Source organism: Psychrobacter sp. M4, assembly GCF_055699795.1.
On sequence record NZ_CM146740.1, the window covers coordinates 3,173,481 to 3,191,109 of the forward strand.

A 17,629-nucleotide genomic window follows, 5' to 3' on the forward strand; every position below is an offset into this window, starting at 1 on the left:
ATTAAAAAGATACATACGCTGCACACATCATGGACTTAAACAATAGAAAATAAGACGATTTATAAATTAGACTATTAATAACGATATAGATGCTCTGATCTATATATTGCTATACAACTTTTGTCTGTACTTCTCGCAGAACTGCCTATATTTGTAAAAACTTCGGTTTTAAATACTAGTGTTACTAACTTTAGTAACCAACATTAGTTAAAATAACTAATAAGTTAAGTATAGTTTATTAGTAGCTATTAGCTTACACCCAAAAAAGTCAAAGTACCGCTAATTAAAGCTAATAACATTAAAAACACTCCATTCAATACAAAATAGAAGACGTATTGTAATAACAAAGCAACAAATTATTTAAAAGATATGATACTACCTCTAAAGATCAATAATTTAATATCAATCTATAAACAATATGATGCTATATGCCAAGAAAAGAGTAGTTTGATAAAGTCGAAAATAAATATTTAATCGATAAAAGTAGACAGTATAGGAGGACACAAATTCAAAATCCGAACGCAAAAAATTGCCAATAAAGGCAAGTGTCGATTGAACTTTAATTTTACGTAAGGAAGGAACTTAAAAGACTGATAGGAATGAAGATAAAAATTGGGGCGACTGATGGGACTCGAACCCACGACAACCGAGATCACAACCCGGGGCTCTACCAACTGAGCTACAACCGCCATAATCACTGCCAAGGACTGGCAAAAAAATTGCAGGCTAAATGGTGCGCCTGGCAGGGCTCGAACCTGCGACCACCTACTTAGAAGGCAGGTGCTCTATCCAACTGAGCTACAGGCGCTCTTAAGGGCTCTTTATGTGTTCAGATAAGTTTAATATATCAGATATTAAACCATTATACATAAAAAAAAGCCTGTAAGGCTCTTAAATAGATGGTCGGAGTGATAGGATTCGAACCTACGACCCTCTGGTCCCAAACCAGATGCGCTACCAAACTGCGCCACACTCCGATATTGTCTATTACTATAGTATCATAATTAACGGTTGGCGTTGCTGCTACCTTGCTAATTATCATCGCTATCGAGGTGCATATAATAAGAGCTAACGCCTATAGTGTCAATACCTATTTTCAACTATTTTAAAAATACACTGCAAAACATTAAATGGGACATTTATTGTCAAGCGTTTAAAGGGATTTACAGTACTATTCAGGCCAGCTATTAAGACTTGCTGTAGTGACATTGAACGGCATAAGCCATAGCGTTGCATGATCAGTACAATTGGATTGACTATACTGGCGTAAGGCAACAGGCTGGCATGCAGCATCCGTCACCGGATAAACCAGCCATATTTGCTCAGCCTGATAAGCCTGCGCATAACTGGTCAACTGATAGGCGTCACTGGCACTAATATCACGCGCATGTGCCAGATATTTCCATTTAATATCAATCACATGGCTACAAGAGCGAGTGTTGTTCTCAACTCTGTTTACTAGCAGATCAGGACGAATAGTAAGACAAGTTTGCCCCGACTTATCCTTGAGCCATACCTGCTTTGGTTGATACAAAGTTTGATAGCTTACAGGGAGCTGATTGTCCTTGTTATGATAACTGTCTTTACTATAAAGATTGAGCGGCTCATTGCCAAGCCCCTCAAACCAAGCCGCCACGCGCAAGCTTGCCCATTGCTCAAAAGCTTGATTCATATTGATTAGTAAGCACAGGCGCAGTTGAGATCTTTGCGGGTCGATACCGTTGCCAGTGGGTATGGTTGATTGCTGCATACGTAATAGCCAGTAAGCCAAATCTAGTAACTGCTGAGCGGCGTAGCATTGTTGACGACTCATAGGCTGCAAGATAAGTTGCTGCTTTGCTTGTAGATATAGGGGCGCAAGCCTTTGATGCTCATGACGAGTAAAAGCAGTGATTTGTCGCCAAAAGATAAGCTTAGATCTTGCTAGCAGCGCGTGTGAATCATGGCTTTGATAAGTATTGATTAGCGGCTCAATAAGCTTCAGAGCACTTTTTATGAGCCGATTGGCTAGGGTCTCTGGGCTTAATTGGCTTATCTCACAAGCAAACTTATGCGGTTGATGGTGGTTACGTAGCAGCTGCTCTTTTATTAGCAATTTACCTTGTAGTGCTACTTGATGACTGGTTTGGGTCTGATAACTTTGACTGGGTTGATAATCAGCGAGTAATCGTAAAAACTGTAGCACAAGCCACTGTGACAACGGTAGCGTTTGCATGGATAAAGGCGTAAGGTGTTGACTAAGCTGACCTAAGTTTTTTGTATGCGGCGATCTTTGCTTATTGGCAGCAGATAAATGGGTCAAGTCTGACAACATTCGCTGTACCCACTGCCGCGTCTGCTGCACCTCATCGTGTCGTAAGGTATTAGTCGTTATCATCTGTGCTATCTGCGATTCAGTTTTTTGCACGCCAGCGACGGCTTTAGGGAGTATCTCAAGCGCGATACCACTAGGCAGAATAATAACACCGATATAATGGCCAACTTTAAGCTGCCATTGTCCGCGTTGGCGCCTAATAGTGAATACCGCAAACTCCTGAGCTAACAGCCATGCAAAATCGGTTTTTTGTACAAAGTCATAAACCGTTAAACGCTGATGCTCAAAGACGCTCATAACCGTATGCTTAGGAGTTGTTAGGCTATTAGAGGTGGTTAGGGTAGCCTCAAACGTGCTGGCAAGGTTACGATTATAATGTGTCATAGATATAAACGCTGATAAATGAAAGCTTGCGCAAACTTGCCCGTATCGGCGATAAGATCTGGGTTAATCGTGTAATCGCCTGCTGGCATAGCTGATCCCAAAAAAGCAGTTTGTCCGCCAAACACGGAGTCTTGCGCCGTTGTGCCATGTTGCGACGGCTGCTGCGCTAAATGTGCTTGATGGTCATGGATAAATTGTGCATCAGTAGGCTGCTCATTATCATGAAATATGTATTGTAACAATGCCACTTGACCGCCTGCCGCTTGGGCTAATTGTGGAATGATCTGTTCTACTAATGCTGTTTGTAGCTCTACAATACTGTGTACCGACCACAAAAAAGCATGCCCTAATTGCGCCTCTGCGCCTAAAGTTTGACTGATACGCTGATTCAAACCAGCTAGCAGCTTTGCTAAGTCTATAGTTGCTGATGACTTGTCGCTTTCTACTTTATTTTGTCCCGCCTCCAAAACATCAATAGTAGGTAGTAGCTCAGGCTGCGGTGGACAATGGATAAAACGAAAGCGGCGCCGCAGCGCTATATCAAGCGGCGCTAAAGAATGATCTTGCGTATTCATCGTCGCATAGATATCCACGTTGCTAGGCACACTAAAAGAGCGTCCAGAATAAGCCAAATTTGCCTGCATCTCGTTCGGTTGCCCTGCGCGCTTGTCCGGTTCAATAAGACTTAGTAGCTCGCCAAAAACCCGCGCTACATTGGCACGGTTGATCTCATCAATGAGTATGGCATAACGCTGCTCAGGGTCGCGAGCCGCGCGCTGGCACAGTTGCAAGAATGCCCCATCTTGGATATCGTAGCGCATTTGACCAGCGCTATCGTGCCGACTCGCCTGTTCGCTCGGTATATGACCACTCATGACAGGTCGTATGCCTTCGACAAACTCTTCATAACCATAGGCTTGATGGAAACTGACCATACTGTAACACTGGTTTTTGAGAGGCTGATCGTTGCGCTGTGCTTCTTTAAAATCAGTCAGTTGCTGGGTAAGCTCGTTTAGCAGTACTAAACTACTAGGCAATAAATACCAAGCGCCGCTGGCATCTTTATCGAAGTAGGCTTGGCTAGCACGATTTTCGCAGCTTACTGTTTTTGAGTCTATCGGGCTATGTCTTCTTAATTCTAACCAAGCAGTATTACTCAGATTTTTATCGCGCTCGTTTTGTGCCGCTTTGGCTAGAAAAAACTCATGTGCCAATAGCTCAGGCACTTTGACCAAATCTTGAGATTTTGCTTTTAGATCTAAAAAAATAAGACACAAAACTTCGCGCCAGCTGCGCTCATACAACAGTTGTGCTAGTAATTCACTTCTATCAGTAATTGACGAATAATAAGTGTAGCGTTTAGCAATTTGGAGCAAACGATATGTTTTGCCCGTACCTGCCACACCGGTATAAATAATGTTTTTTGTAGTATTAATATCAGTATCTGTATTACTCTCAGTATTGTGCATAATGCGCCTAGCGTTTGTAGTTTTGATAAGTCGTAATAGGGACAAGTCTTGTTTTATTTACGTACGTCTATAGGTCAAAATCACATATAAGTCAAGTTAACATAGTCAGTGCATCTTTAGGTTATCCAAATCATCTTGTTCAAACGAATTTATTCCGCTAGTCTTATATATACCGCTAAATTTAAGGATTTCTCTATGTCAGGATTACTAAAAAAACTACCCATCAAACTTAAATCATCGTCCCAAACCGCCGACCCTACTAGCTTGTCAACTTCTACAATAGAAGCGCCAAGTAGTACACTTAGACCCGTAAGCAATCAGTTTACCAAACTGTTATCCATTACTAAGTACCTGCCTGCTGGCGCGCGTGCAACTATTTTATCTAAAGCCTTTGGTAAAGTTGTCCCGTATGTTGGTACCACAGGCGTCTATTATGAGATGGTTGAACCTAATAAAGTAGTGGTTAGCTTAAATAATAACAAGTCGGTACAAAATCACATTGGTTCTATCCATGCGGTTGCTGTTACTCTATTGGCTGAGACGGCAACGGGGTTCATTTTAGGATTAAACCTACCCTCTGATCGCGTGCTATTGATCAAATCATACTCGGTTAATTTTTATCGTCCGCTCAAAAAAGGACAGGTTGCAGCCATCGCCACTTTGAGTGATGAGCAGCGCTTAGATATTCTTAATACGCCAAAAGGTGAGATGGTCATACCTTGCGTCATTGATGATCGCGAATCTGATAGTGAGCGTGACCCCATCGTCGTTGAGATGACTTGGGCTTGGGTACTCAAATCTGAATTGGAGGCGCGGCGCGAAGGTAGAGACTCTAAATCAGCGGCCGCAACTCCAGCAAACGATCAACCCACTACTGAGACGTCAAACCCTGATCGTCAGTAGTCAACTACGTAAAAATCACGTAATCAACCATTAATAATAAGGAATTCATTATGTCTAAACTTACTGCTAGCCTATCTAAAGCCCTACTGGTAGGTGCCTGCTCACTAGGACTCGCTGTCACTGCTGGTGCAGCCACAGCAACAGCTCCTAGCAGCGCGGCTTTAACTAAATCAGCTCCGATATTTTTGGGTGATGGCGGCGAATATCCATTCTCAAGCGCAGTACGCGTTGGAGACACCTTATACATGTCAGGTCAGATCGGCTTTAAAGACGGCAATCTGGTCGCAGGCGGTATCAAAGCTGAAACCAAGCAAGCACTAGATAATATTAATGGGGTGCTGCTACAGTACGGCTATCAGAAGTCAGACTTGGTCAAATGCATGGCTATGCTCACTGATATGGATGATTTTAACGACTTTAACGAGGTTTATAAAACGGAGCTTGCTAAGCCTTATCCTGTGCGCTCCGCTTTTGGCGTTGCAGATTTGGCCGCTAATGCTAGTGTTGAGATCGAATGCACGGCAGCGAAATAGACACATTTACAAGATAGGGACGTTTAATTAAATCCCTACCCTATTTATAAAATTTAGCCGATCAAAGCGTCATCTAGTATGGCGCTCTCTTTGGTAACTCGCAGTACCTCCTCTAACGTTGTCTTGCCTTCAATTACTTTATGTAGACCATCAGCGCGAATAGATTGAGTTTTTTGCCGTGCGTAAGCCTCTAGCTCATACTCTGCTGTGTTGCTATGAATCATACGTCTTAAATTATCATCGATAGGCACTACTTCATAAATGGCAGTACGTCCTTTAAAACCTGATTGACTGCATTTGTCACAACCCACAGGCTTGGGCAGATTAATCGGTTCATCGATTAAACTATTCGTACTGGCCTCGATACCAATCTCTGTAAATAATTTGGCTTGTTCGCTATCAGCAGTTTGCCATGTATGACAGTGAGAGCAAAGCGTGCGTACCAGACGCTGCGCCACCACACCAATGAGCGATGATGATAATAAAAACGGCTCTACGCCCATATCTTGCAGACGCGTCACCGCACCAATGGCAGTATTGGTGTGCAAAGTTGATAACACCAAGTGTCCGGTCAACGACGCTTGTACAGCAATCTCGGCGGTTTCGATATCTCGAATCTCACCAACCATTACCACATCAGGATCTTGGCGCAGCATAGCTCGCAGGCTTTTGGCAAAAGTCATGTCCACTTTATTATTCACTTGCGTCTGCCCAATACCATCAAGCTGAAATTCGATCGGATCCTCGGCGGTTAATATATTGCGCGTTTGATCATTCAGATCAGTTAAAGCGGCATAAAGAGTGGTCGTTTTACCAGAACCCGTTGGCCCTGTCACTAAGATAATACCGTGAGGGCGATGGATCAAGCGCTTAAGCTCGCTATAATCTTTATCAAGTAGCCCTAGATAAGTCATATTAAGGCGACCTGCTTGCTTGTCTAATAAACGCATGACAACGCGCTCTCCAAAGTTTGAGGGCAACGTAGATACCCGCACATCCACTTCACGTCCAGCCAAGCGTAGGCTAATACGGCCATCTTGCGGCACGCGCTTCTCAGCGATATCAAGCTTGGCCATAACTTTGATCCGTGAGACCAATAATGAGGCCAATTGGCGTTTGGGGGTGATAATCTCTTTGAGCTGACCATCAACACGAAAACGTACCACTAAGCGCTTCTCAAAGGTTTCAATGTGAATATCTGAGGCGTTAAGACGAATGGCCTCGGACAACAGCGCATTAATTAGCCGGATAATAGGCGCATCATCTTGCTGATCCATCAAGTCTTCGGTTTCAGGAACGCTATCTGCCAAACTATCAAGATCAGGATGATCCTCAAGACCCGCAGCGATATGCTGCGACTCTCCAGTATTACCAGCATAAGCGGCGTTTAGACGCTTTTCAAACTCGTCGCTACTAACGCTATCATAACTGGGCACCCCGTGCACTCCTTGCTGCTGCAAGAACCTGACGGCCTCGTTGATAGCTGCAAGTGGTGTAGACTTGGTTAATACTAGCGTAGGCGGTAGTGCCGGATCGATAGCAGTAATAGCTAGTAGCTGATGACGTTTGGCAAAACTGTATGGTAATTGCATTATAATGAGGACCTAATCGTGAATAACGAGATGATTAATAACAAGTCATTGATAACGAACTGATGCCAGTTAATAGACTGATATCAAAATGAGCAAAGAGTGTAAGTAACTACTTATGAGTTTGTTATAATAACATTTTGTTCTAAATAGTAACATTTTGTTTTATACTCAATGCAACCGCTGTTCATATTGTTGTGCCATTAGGCCACTTATTAGGCTCAGCTTATTAATCTTAAAGGATATATCATGCGATTGTTGACGGCAGTTGATCAACTATTCTTACTTCTTGAATCTCGCAAACAGCCGATGCATGTGGGTGGCTTGTTTTTGTTTGAGCTACCGACAGAGGATCAAGGCGAGGACAGTGATTTTGTTTATCAGCTGGTACAACAAATGATAACCTCCACCGTACCGCCAAGCTTTCCTTTTAATCAAGTGCTTGAGCATTTATTATTTTGGAAAAAAGATGAGGATTTTCATGTCGAGCATCATTTTCGCCATGTAGCTCTGCCAAGACCTGGGCGGGTGCGTGAGCTACTGATGTATATCTCCAAAGAGCATGGACGCCTACTTGATCGCGCTATGCCTCTGTGGGAGTGTCATGTGATCGAAGGTATCGCACCTGAAACTGAAACCAGTCCTGAGCGTTTTGCTTTATATTTTAAAATCCACCACTCTTTAGTCGACGGTATCGCAGCCATGCGCTTGGTACAAAAGTCGTTATCACAATCCGCTAATGAGCCTATGACTTTGCCTGTATGGTCATTGATGACCCGCCATCGCAACCAAGTTGATGCTCTGATACCCAAAAACCGCTCTATTACTCGTATCATAAAAGAGCAGCTATCTACAGTTAAACCGGTGGTGACAGAACTGCTGGATAATATCAAACATCATGGCGACGAGGATTATGTCGGTACGTTTGATGCACCAATGAGTGTGCTTAATTGTCGAATATCAGCCTCACGGCGCATAGCCGCCCAGTCTTATGATATGACACGTTTTCGTACTATCGCTGATGATCTTGACATGAATACCAATGATGTGATTTTAGCGGTTTGCTCAGGAGCGCTGCGCCGTTATTTGTTGCAGCTTGACGCTCTACCTAGTAAGCCGCTCATAGCTTTTGTACCTATCTCTTTGCGCCGTGATGATAGCTCTAATGGTAATCAGGTCTCTTTTTTATTGGCCAATTTGGGTACCCATCTGCATGATCCCATGCGCCGATTAAGTTTGATTCATAAAACTATGAATAGCGGCAAACGCCGCTTTCGGCGGATGAATCAAGCGCAGGTCATTAATTATAGCGCCATCGCTTATGCTTGGGAGGGCATTAACGTCTTGACCGGTTTGTTTCCCAAAAAACAAGCCTTTAACCTTATTATCTCCAATGTGCCTGGTGCCAAAAAACCTTTATATTGGAATGGCGCGCCACTCAAGGCCCTTTATCCGGCCTCAATTATAGTAGATGGGCAGGCGATGAACATCACCTTTGCTACTTATCTAGATAAAATTGAGTTTTGTATTACCGCTTGTAGTAAAGCGCTACCTCATGTTCAAGATATGCTGACGCTAATAGAAGAGGAGATTGGCGTATTAGAAACTGTTGTTGAAGAAAAGCGCTTGGGCCTACGTGAATAGACTGATAGCATATAGATAAAATAAAAAGCTGACCGTTATAGAGGTTAACGATCAGCTTTTTACTGATGATAATTTATAGTTAACGACTTATAGCTTTACTATTCAAAGTATCTAATGAATACCCAAGCTACACCACATCGCGCCAAGTAGGCACTACTATCTGCATCAGTGGTTTGAGCAGTTTTACGTTACAAGCAAAGATGGATCCTGACTGCATAGAATTGTGGGCACCAGTATGATCAACCACTACTCCGCGTGCCTCTGAGACTATAAGCTCGCCTGCTGCGATATCCCAAGGTTTGATAGACATCTCAAAATAACCATCGAAACGACCAGCCGCCACGTAGCACAAATCAAGAGCTGCTGAACCTAAACGGCGAACCTGACCACCGGCTTCTGTTACCTTTTGCAAGCTTTCAAAGTGCTCTTTGGCATAAGAGACTACTTCACCACCGCGCTTGCGCTCTAGTGGATGACCGGTCGTAAATAGGCCGCCTTCTAGAGTTTTACGTTCACTGACATTGATACGGCGCTGGTTTAGACGCGCGCCTTTGCCGCGACTGGCAGAGAACATCTCATCACGTACCGGATCGTAGACCACCCCGTGCTGGGTCACCCCTTTGTGCTGCACGGCGATCGAGACACAGAACTGCGGTATACCATGAACAAAGTTTTTGGTGCCATCTAGTGGATCGATGATCCAGCACCAATCAGCATCTTCGCCGCGGCCTTCCTGCATACCAAACTCTTCACCCAAAAACGAATGATCAGGGTAACTGTTTTTAAGTGTAGCAATGGTCAGCTCTTCGCTGAAACGATCAATACGGGTTACTAGACCTTCAAGGCCCTTTGACTCAATATCTAATTCAATTTTGTGACGGTTTTGATGCGCATGTAGGATTTCTTTGCCAACTTTTTCGGCAGTACGTGCGGCGATGACGACCATGGGTTCCATAAATAACCTAGTTAATAAATAGTAGTTGAAAATAGAGTAAATGAATATAACGGATTAAATTTGCTGCAGAAGTTTAAATAAAAATAGCTTGAAAATAAAGCATTTAAGAAGCCCTGTTGCCTAGTAACAATAGATTTTTGGGTACATCCTAAGACAATAGCTGCTGAATCTGTTTGACTATGCCTGGCGTATCAAGGCCACATGCCGCTAGCTGCTCAGCTTGGGAGCCATGTGCTGCAAAACTATCAGCGATACCAATGTTATGAATTGTGGGACGGCAGCTCATAAAAGCTGGCGAGGTATTGAGTAGATATTCGTTTACGGCACTACCTGCCCCGCCCATAATGACGTGTTCTTCTATCGTTGCGATGTGCGTGACGCCTTGCATTATTAAACTTTCAATCAAGTCCGTATCTAAAGGCTTCACCCAGCGCATATTAACGACTTGCACCTGACAATCAGCATGATCTTTATCAGATACAAGTAATTCAGCGGCTTGCTTGGCAGTTGCTACCATAGTGCCAAAGGCTAGCAAGGCAAGCTTTTTGGTCGCGCTATCAGGCCCTAATACCGCATCTACTTCACCTTGACCTATTTTATAATCTTGCGCAGGCAAACTGATAGATGCCCCGATACCGCTACCACGTGGATAGCGAACCGCGGTACAACCTTGATAGTTGTAGCAAGTATTAAGTAGCTGGTAGCATTCGTTCTCATCTTTGGGCGCGGCAATAAGCATATTAGGGACACAGCGCAAAAAAGCAAAATCAAAAATACCAGCATGAGTAGCCCCGTCTTCACCAACCAGACCGGCGCGATCAATAGCAAAAGTCACATCAAGGTTTTGCAGAGCAATATCGTGAATCAGCTGATCATAACCACGCTGCAAAAAGGTCGAATAGATCGCGACGATTGGTTTGACTCCTTGCGTTGCCATACCGCCTGCCAGTGTAACCGCATGCTGCTCAGCAATTGCTACATCAAAGAAGCGCTCTGGGAAACTACGAGCAAACTCAATCATGCCCGAGCCTTCCTCCATCGCCGGCGTAATCGCCAAAAGCTTGTCATCCTGCGCCGCTTTATCACATAAGAACTGTCCAAATACTTGCGAGTACTTTAGTCTAGGGACGCGGTTTTGAACGACTGCTTTATCCTTTGCCAAGAGGCTGATTGCCGCGTCTTCGGCAGGTAATTTGCTAATCGCATGGTAACCTACAGGATCAGCTTCGGCAGGTGCAAAACCTTTACCTTTGATCGTATAAATATGCACCAGTACAGGCCCACGTACCTGTTTGGCTAAAGCCAATACCCGCAGTAGCTCTGGAATGTTATGCCCATCAAAAGGACCAAAATAGGTAAAGCCAATCGCTTTGAACAGATTATCTTCTATCTTGGGCACATCACGATGTTCTTTGTGCCGTTTACGTCTATCGAACGCTTGCATATTAGGACGATGACGCAGTACCGGCTCACCTGTATCAGTAATATCGACTTGATAACCTGATTCCCATAGCATGGCTAAATGGCGTGAGAAGCCGCCGATGGAGCACGATATCGACATGTCGTTATCGTTCAAGATAACCAGTAAATCAGCGTCTTGTTGTACGGCGTCGTTCATAGCCTCAAAAGCCATACCGCCGGTCATTGCGCCATCGCCGATTACACAGGCAACGGTCTGCGGACGTCCTTGATAGCGTAGCGCCAGACTCATCCCTAACCCTGCTGAAATAGAGGTCGAAGAATGTCCAACACCAAAGGTATCATAGACAGATTCGCCGCGCTCAGGAAAAGCAGTTAAACCATCTTTGCTACGAATACTACCCAGTCTATCGCGGCGACCCGTCAAAGCTTTGTGTGCATAAGCTTGGTGCCCCACATCCCAAACAATCTGATCGTTTGGCGCATCTAACAGATAGTGCAAAGCAATAGTTAGCTCAACTACCCCCAAATTTGCACCGAAATGCCCACCGCTTTGCCCTGCTGAATATAATAAAAATAGACGCAGCTCATCAGCCAAGGTTACAAGCTGATCTTTAGTAAGCTTTTTAAGATCTGATGGCACATCGATAGCGTTGAGTAGCGGCGTATCAGGACGAGTACGCGGAATACGCACAAATGTCTGCTGCAAGTCAGGTAGACATGCAGTAGTATCAGGAGCTGATAGCATAGATTTTGATACAGCTACTGATTGAGACTGTGAAGAATGAGATGACTGCTGCATAAATCTTACTATACCTACCGATCTGCTGACAACGTGTTCATACTTGTACCGTTAGATCATGCCTACCAATTAAGCATAGTCTATTAATCACGGTCTATTACTATTTGCGGCTTATTAATTGCGTGGTTCATTAATATCGTATTACATATTCAAATATCAATAACTGTACTGCCATTGGCTACAAATTAAGATCCAACATGCGCATGTCACTATATTGTGCTTATATGAGCACTTTATTCAAGAACACAACTATTATGTTAGTACAATAATGAGGTAAGAGCGACAGTACGTAAATGACGATATCGTAATGCAAGGACAAACACTTGTCACTGTATCCATTAAAATAGTATGGCATAATAGCATTTTTTTTAGACAATCGCTTCAATCATCGTGGGTAGTCTGTGAACTTTGTGTGTTTTTCTCACCAACCCCATCATGAGGTATAGTCAATAGCATAAAATAATAACTAAATAACGGTATTTTATCTAACGACGATACGTGGGTTAAAAAAAGCACTGCTCTACGCAGCTGGAATAAACAGTTAGCCCAAAATAAATAATCAACTCAACATAAACGATTAATCCAGTACAGATAATTATCGTAGTACCGTTAGTATAACTTCAAAGCTTAGCATGTAATTACTAACTTATACTTGTTTATTGACTCAGTTATCACGATATAGCTATGGCTATTAACTTATTTGACGCCATTTAGCGTCCCGATAATCGACCACTGCAGGACATTAATGTCATATCAATTCATCACTAGTGCTACATTACCAACTCGTCATGGCGAGTTTGATATTCATGTGTTTGAAAACCAAGACGGTCAAGAGCACGTAATGCTTACTGTTGGTTTACCTAAAGTTGCCCTAGAAGCAAAAAAGGTACCATCAACAGATAGCAGCACTACAAAATCGTCACAAGATGCTATTCCACTAGTACGTATTCATTCTGAATGCCTAACTGGTGATGCCTTTGGTTCTCTTAAATGTGATTGCGGGCCGCAGCTCGACTCTGCCATGCAAGCCATACAGAAAACGGGATGCGGCGCCATCTTATACTTACGTCAAGAAGGGCGCGGCATTGGTCTTACTAATAAGATTCGCGCATATGCCTTGCAAGACCAAGGCCATGATACCCTTGATGCCAACTTAATGTTAGGGTTGCCAGCTGACGCTCGAGTTTACGATATGTGTAAGCCTATGCTGGCCCATGTTGACGTAAATGAGGTACGACTCATCACTAATAATCCTGACAAGGTGGCTTACTTGAAGGAACACGGTATCAATGTGGTTGAGCGGGTACCCTCAGTCGTTGGCGTCAACGATATCAATGCCGACTATTTGGCGACCAAACGTGACCGTATGGGTCATCTGCTTGATCAAGAGATTTATACCGCAGCCCATCTTAATAAATAAATACTTTTATCATTACCCTTAATTATAATAGACAATAATAGATATTTTTATGAGCATCTCAAACTCAGATAACACTCCTAACTCTACAGTTACGGTACCCACTGAACACGATATCATGCGAGTACGCGAATTTTTGGTAGATCTGCAAGCGCGTATTTGTCAAGCTTTGGAGGCTCAAGAACGCGATGGTGGCGGAAGCGCTACTTTTGTTCCCGATGATTGGGAGCGTCCTGAGGGCGGCGGCGGCCGCTCATGTATCTTAGCTGATGGCAAGGTTATTGAAAAAGCTGGGGTTATGTTTAGTCATATTCATGTCCATAACCTACCCGCCTCAGCAACCGCTCGTCATCCTAATATTGCTGGCCGTAAAGCGCAAGCTATGGGGGTCTCGTTGGTGGTGCACCCCAAAAACCCTAATGTGCCTACCAGTCACGCTAACGTGCGTCTTTTTGTCGCAGAAGCACCCAATGAAGAACCTATTTGGTGGTTTGGTGGTGGTTTTGATTTAACGCCGTTTTATCCGGTACTAGCAGACTGTGTGCATTGGCACCAAGTGTGTCATGACCTTTGTGCACCGTTCGGTGACAGTGTCTATGCAGACTTCAAACAATGGTGCGATGAGTACTTTCATCTGCGCCACCGCGATGAACAACGCGGCATTGGTGGTCTGTTTTATGATGATGTTAATACTGAAAGTCGCGGTTGGGACTTTGAAACCTGTTTTGAATTTATGAAAGCGGTTGGCAATGGTTATCTTGAGGGTATTATACCTATCTTTGAGCAGCGTAAAGATACGGTTTATACTGATACTCAGCGCGAGTTTCAGCTTTACCGCCGTGGCCGCTATGTTGAATACAACCTCGTTTACGATCGTGGTACTCTGTTTGGTTTGCAAAGCAACGGGCGTATTGAATCTATTTTAGTCAGTATGCCGCCGCTTGCCAGTTGGCATTATCGGTTCGAACCTGAACCTGGCACCGCAGAGTTTGAATTGACCGATTACTATCTAAAACCACGTGATTGGTTGGCGTTATCGTCTTAGTATTATTTTATATTATAACAACTTATAGTAGCCAGCTTATATAGCTGGCTTTTTTTGGATGTCTAATAGTCAGTTTGGACGTTACAACATAGATCATCTTTACAAAATGTCACGTAATTTATTCACCATTTTACCATCTTGTTAATGGCTTGAGTTATATTCAAAGTACTATATCAAAAATATAGTGGAAATATAGTAAAGTATAACTGTACTTGATGTAGATATTTACGCAGCATTAATGAATAATCGATCAATAAGCAGCCACTTGTATTAATCATGGACGTTTCAATTAGCCAGTCTACAAAGTGTAAATTTATAAGATACAATCTTGCATAACCGTACTTTTTTGCTAGCCATATATAGAGGATATAAAAATATGTTACCTGTTAAATCTTTCAAATCGATGTTTGGTATAACCCTACTCGCTGCTGCGCTTGGTTTGAGTGCCTGTAGTAGTCCCAATCCTGATGTCAAAGCTCGTCAAGACAGTATGAAAAGCTGGGGCGATGCTATGGGTATTATGGGCGATATGATTGAAGCTCCAAATACTTTTGATGCTGATTTATTTAGGGAGCAAGCGGCGTTTTTGGCAGAGGATGCTACTAACCCTTGGAGTCACTTTGAAGATCAAGAAGCTGTTGGTAATGCGACCGAAGCCGTTTGGGTAGATGTTGATAGTTTCCGTGCCGAATCAGATAATTTTCAACAGGTTACCGCTCAGCTTGATGTTGCCGCGCAAGGAGCAACTGGTATTAGCGACGTTCAGCCTGCCTTTAAAGAAGTCGGTGCCAGCTGCAAATCTTGCCATACTGATTTTAGAGTGAAAAAAGACTAGTTTTATTGTTTATAGAATAGAGTTTATGACAGTACAAAAAACCACTATATGTTACATATAGTGGTTTTTTATGGTTAACAGCTCAACATCCACTCTAGGTTTCATCAGCGGCAAACAATACGTTACGCACCACTGAGCGCGAATCTACCGATCCGCCAAGCGAGCCTGAGAGTACCCCTACAGAGGCCAAAAACGCCACTAGACGCATGTGGGCTCCTAAAGAAGCACCATCTTGATCAGAAGTCCACGTACTCATTAAAGGATCTGGGAATACAAAGACCACCACCCCATACATCAGCACGCCGAACATCAAGAACAAGCAAATGAGGGTTAATACCAGTGCCAAGTAAGTAGCTGCAGCCGTAACTACCGAGCTCTCTGAGGTCTGGCCTTGCCGCGTAGAAATTAGTCGAAATGAGAAGGCTCGATAGAGCACAAAGTTAGCAGCTAAAAAACTGGCAACTACAAAGATAGCCAACTGTCCATAAGAAACTGAAGCTGCAAAATCCCACGTCTCCCCGCCAAAGATGAGGACGATAATCACTGAGAGTGCGGTTGCAATCATAGTTGGCATTTTGGTGGCAATGCGTAATGGATTGGCACGAATAGCTCCGCGAAAGATACGCGGCAAATTGTTTAAGGTATGGCGTATGACAAAGCTAAGTTTGCTGCTCTTATTGCTGCCTTTGGAGTAGCGGTCGTTAGCTTCTCGTGGCAAATTTTTGATCATTTGTTGGTACTGAGCTTTGGTAAAGTGCTGCATACGGTCAAGATCGCTTACCATTTGCACATGAGCTAAATAATTGGCTGTCTCTTTGACATAGTCCAGATTTAGCAGCCGTCCAAAGCAGTGCAACATCAGGGTCGTCAATCGTTCGGTACGGAGCGCTTTTTGTAAGAGCTTGTCTTCTTCATATGTGACTAAGCGGCGCGTGGATATTACAGCTACGTTGGTGAGCTGGGAGGGAAGCGCAAGTAAATAGGACATTGATGCCGCAGCGATTTCTATGTCGGTTATAATAAGCAAGAAAGCAAGCTTACGCTCGGTCTTCTCATTGATACCGATCTGTATAAAATCAAGCGCGTGATAACCGTTCTCGTCAGGGGTGAGACTAGGTCCTGTAAAGGGAAACGATACCACCTCAATATCTAGCTTTTCGCCGATAACCCGCTTGAATTCCATCCCAGCCGCTTCGGTCAGCTCATTCAATGTATCAAATGTATCAGTGTTTTGTTGTCCAGCTACACTGAGCTTCATAATACCAAGAGTGATATCTCGCTCATTCATAATTGGATACTTTAACCAAAGCGAAGGGTTTAGAGTAAACTAACTACTCCACTACTTTTTTATTGCTAATCACAGCTGAATGTTCATCCAGACTGCTGACGATGGACTTTACCGAAGGATCACTTAGATCAAGCGTACGTATAGGAAAAGGGATATTGATATCAGCGTTGTCCAAGGCTTTTTTGACCTCTACGATAACTTGATGAATAGAGGCAACTTTATTAGCTTGCGTACCGTTATCGATAAACCAGCGCACGGTCAAATCCATGGATGAGCCACCAAAACCTGTTGCAATCACACTAGGCTCAGCTTTTTTTGATACCGTATCGGCTCTGTTTAAAGCCTGCAAAATCTCCATCTTTGCCGTCTCAATATCATCCTCGTAACCGATACCTACCGCTACTTGTAGACGGCGCTGCTTATAAGCGGTATTGACAGTCAGCGCTGAGGTATATAAGTCGGAGTTGGGAATGACTACTTGCCTACCATCATATGTTCTAATGGTCGTTGCTCGAATCTTAATGTCTTCAACGGTGCCTTCATAGTCGCCTGAGACAATCTGATCACCAATACGAAAGGGTTCTGAGAGCAATAGTAAAATACCAGATAACAAGTTTTGGAAAATATCTTTAAAGGCAAAGCCAATAGCTACCGAACCGATACCTAGGGCACCGATAAGTTTGGCAGGAGTAAACCCAGGAATAGCGACCACCATCGCAATCATAAAGCCAACAAAGAATATTAACGCACTACCTACTCTTTGGAACACCTTAACCAAATTTTGATGCCGGCTGTGACTACCTAGTATTTTATGTACTAGCTTTTTAAAAATAATAGATAGCAGCCAAAAAACAAGCATCACTGCTAGAGCAGCTATAAAGTATGGAATACGCTCAACAAAACTCATTAATAGCTCATTGGCGGTATCAGCAATGGTTTTGTAAGTCATGATATCGGTTGCGTTTTCAGTTGCAGCTGTGCTTAGTGAAGTGGTCTCGGCGGTTGCCATAAAGTGTTTATTCCCAGTGATTA

Annotated in this window: 13 protein-coding genes and 3 tRNA genes; 6 read left to right on the top strand and 10 right to left on the bottom strand. The window is 43.5% G+C overall.

Annotated elements, in window-relative coordinates; translation table 11 throughout:
* Positions 1–613 precede the first annotated feature (613 nt).
* From ACR63N_RS13235 to ACR63N_RS13255, 5 genes are all read right to left on the bottom strand, one after another.
* Positions 614–689: transfer RNA gene (locus ACR63N_RS13235), tRNA-His, on the bottom strand.
* 42 nt (positions 690–731) lie between these two features.
* Positions 732–808 (bottom strand) — tRNA-Arg (locus ACR63N_RS13240).
* Positions 809–900: 92 nt separating this feature from the next.
* Positions 901–977 (bottom strand) — tRNA-Pro (locus ACR63N_RS13245).
* A gap of 194 nt (positions 978–1,171) precedes the next feature.
* Positions 1,172–2,698, bottom strand: coding sequence for an McrC family protein (locus tag ACR63N_RS13250; RefSeq protein WP_472782151.1), 1,527 nt, complete (start codon positions 2,696–2,698; stop codon positions 1,172–1,174).
* Positions 2,695–4,167 carry an McrB family protein gene (locus ACR63N_RS13255; protein ID WP_367108526.1) on the bottom strand — a complete coding sequence of 491 codons (1,473 nt, stop codon included), beginning with the start codon at positions 4,165–4,167 and terminating at the stop codon, positions 2,695–2,697. The genes ACR63N_RS13250 and ACR63N_RS13255 overlap by 4 nt, the downstream gene beginning before the upstream one ends.
* A 195-nt stretch (positions 4,168–4,362) precedes the next feature.
* On the opposite strand from ACR63N_RS13255, the gene ACR63N_RS13260 reads away from it, so the two are divergent.
* Positions 4,363–5,070: a DUF4442 domain-containing protein gene (locus tag ACR63N_RS13260; RefSeq protein ID WP_367104488.1), complete on the top strand. Its 708-nt coding sequence runs from the start codon at positions 4,363–4,365 to the stop codon at positions 5,068–5,070.
* Positions 5,071–5,120: 50 nt separating this feature from the next.
* Positions 5,121–5,603 (top strand): RidA family protein, encoded by a 483-nt coding sequence (locus tag ACR63N_RS13265; protein ID WP_367106490.1) that lies wholly within the window; start codon positions 5,121–5,123, stop codon positions 5,601–5,603.
* Between the two features lie 53 nt (positions 5,604–5,656).
* Here ACR63N_RS13265 and gspE read toward each other — a convergent pair whose 3' ends face one another.
* On the bottom strand, positions 5,657–7,195 hold the full coding sequence (gspE, locus tag ACR63N_RS13270) for a type II secretion system ATPase GspE (protein WP_367104486.1): 1,539 nt from the start codon (positions 7,193–7,195) through the stop codon (positions 5,657–5,659).
* 246 nt (positions 7,196–7,441) lie between these two features.
* Between gspE and ACR63N_RS13275 the strand changes: the two genes are divergently transcribed.
* Positions 7,442–8,836 carry a WS/DGAT/MGAT family O-acyltransferase gene (locus tag ACR63N_RS13275; protein ID WP_367104485.1) on the top strand — a complete coding sequence of 465 codons (1,395 nt, stop codon included), beginning with the start codon at positions 7,442–7,444 and terminating at the stop codon, positions 8,834–8,836.
* A 127-nt stretch (positions 8,837–8,963) separates the two neighbouring features.
* On the opposite strand, the gene ACR63N_RS13280 is transcribed toward ACR63N_RS13275, so the two are convergent.
* Positions 8,964–9,791, bottom strand: coding sequence for an inositol monophosphatase family protein (locus ACR63N_RS13280; protein ID WP_367104484.1), 828 nt, complete (start codon positions 9,789–9,791; stop codon positions 8,964–8,966).
* Positions 9,792–9,939: 148 nt separating this feature from the next.
* Positions 9,940–12,012, bottom strand: coding sequence for a 1-deoxy-D-xylulose-5-phosphate synthase (gene dxs, locus ACR63N_RS13285; protein WP_472782152.1), 2,073 nt, complete (start codon positions 12,010–12,012; stop codon positions 9,940–9,942).
* Between the two features lie 745 nt (positions 12,013–12,757).
* Here dxs and ribA point away from each other — a divergent pair.
* The 3 genes from ribA to ACR63N_RS13300 all read left to right on the top strand — a co-directional run bounded on the left by ribA (position 12,758) and on the right by ACR63N_RS13300 (position 15,309).
* The gene (ribA, locus tag ACR63N_RS13290) at positions 12,758–13,432 is read left to right on the top strand and encodes a GTP cyclohydrolase II (RefSeq protein WP_367104482.1); all 675 of its coding nucleotides are present in this window, start codon (positions 12,758–12,760) and stop codon (positions 13,430–13,432) included.
* Between the two features lie 49 nt (positions 13,433–13,481).
* Positions 13,482–14,474, top strand: a complete 993-nt coding sequence (hemF, locus tag ACR63N_RS13295; protein WP_367110400.1) for an oxygen-dependent coproporphyrinogen oxidase — start codon at positions 13,482–13,484, stop codon at positions 14,472–14,474.
* A 376-nt stretch (positions 14,475–14,850) separates the two neighbouring features.
* Positions 14,851–15,309: a c-type cytochrome gene (locus ACR63N_RS13300; protein ID WP_472782153.1), complete on the top strand. Its 459-nt coding sequence runs from the start codon at positions 14,851–14,853 to the stop codon at positions 15,307–15,309.
* A gap of 94 nt (positions 15,310–15,403) precedes the next feature.
* On the opposite strand, the gene ACR63N_RS13305 is transcribed toward ACR63N_RS13300, so the two are convergent.
* The gene (locus tag ACR63N_RS13305; RefSeq protein WP_367110398.1) at positions 15,404–16,597 is read right to left on the bottom strand and encodes a hypothetical protein; all 1,194 of its coding nucleotides are present in this window, start codon (positions 16,595–16,597) and stop codon (positions 15,404–15,406) included.
* A gap of 43 nt (positions 16,598–16,640) precedes the next feature.
* On the bottom strand, positions 16,641–17,606 hold the full coding sequence (locus ACR63N_RS13310; protein WP_367108528.1) for a mechanosensitive ion channel family protein: 966 nt from the start codon (positions 17,604–17,606) through the stop codon (positions 16,641–16,643).
* Positions 17,607–17,629 lie beyond the last annotated feature (23 nt).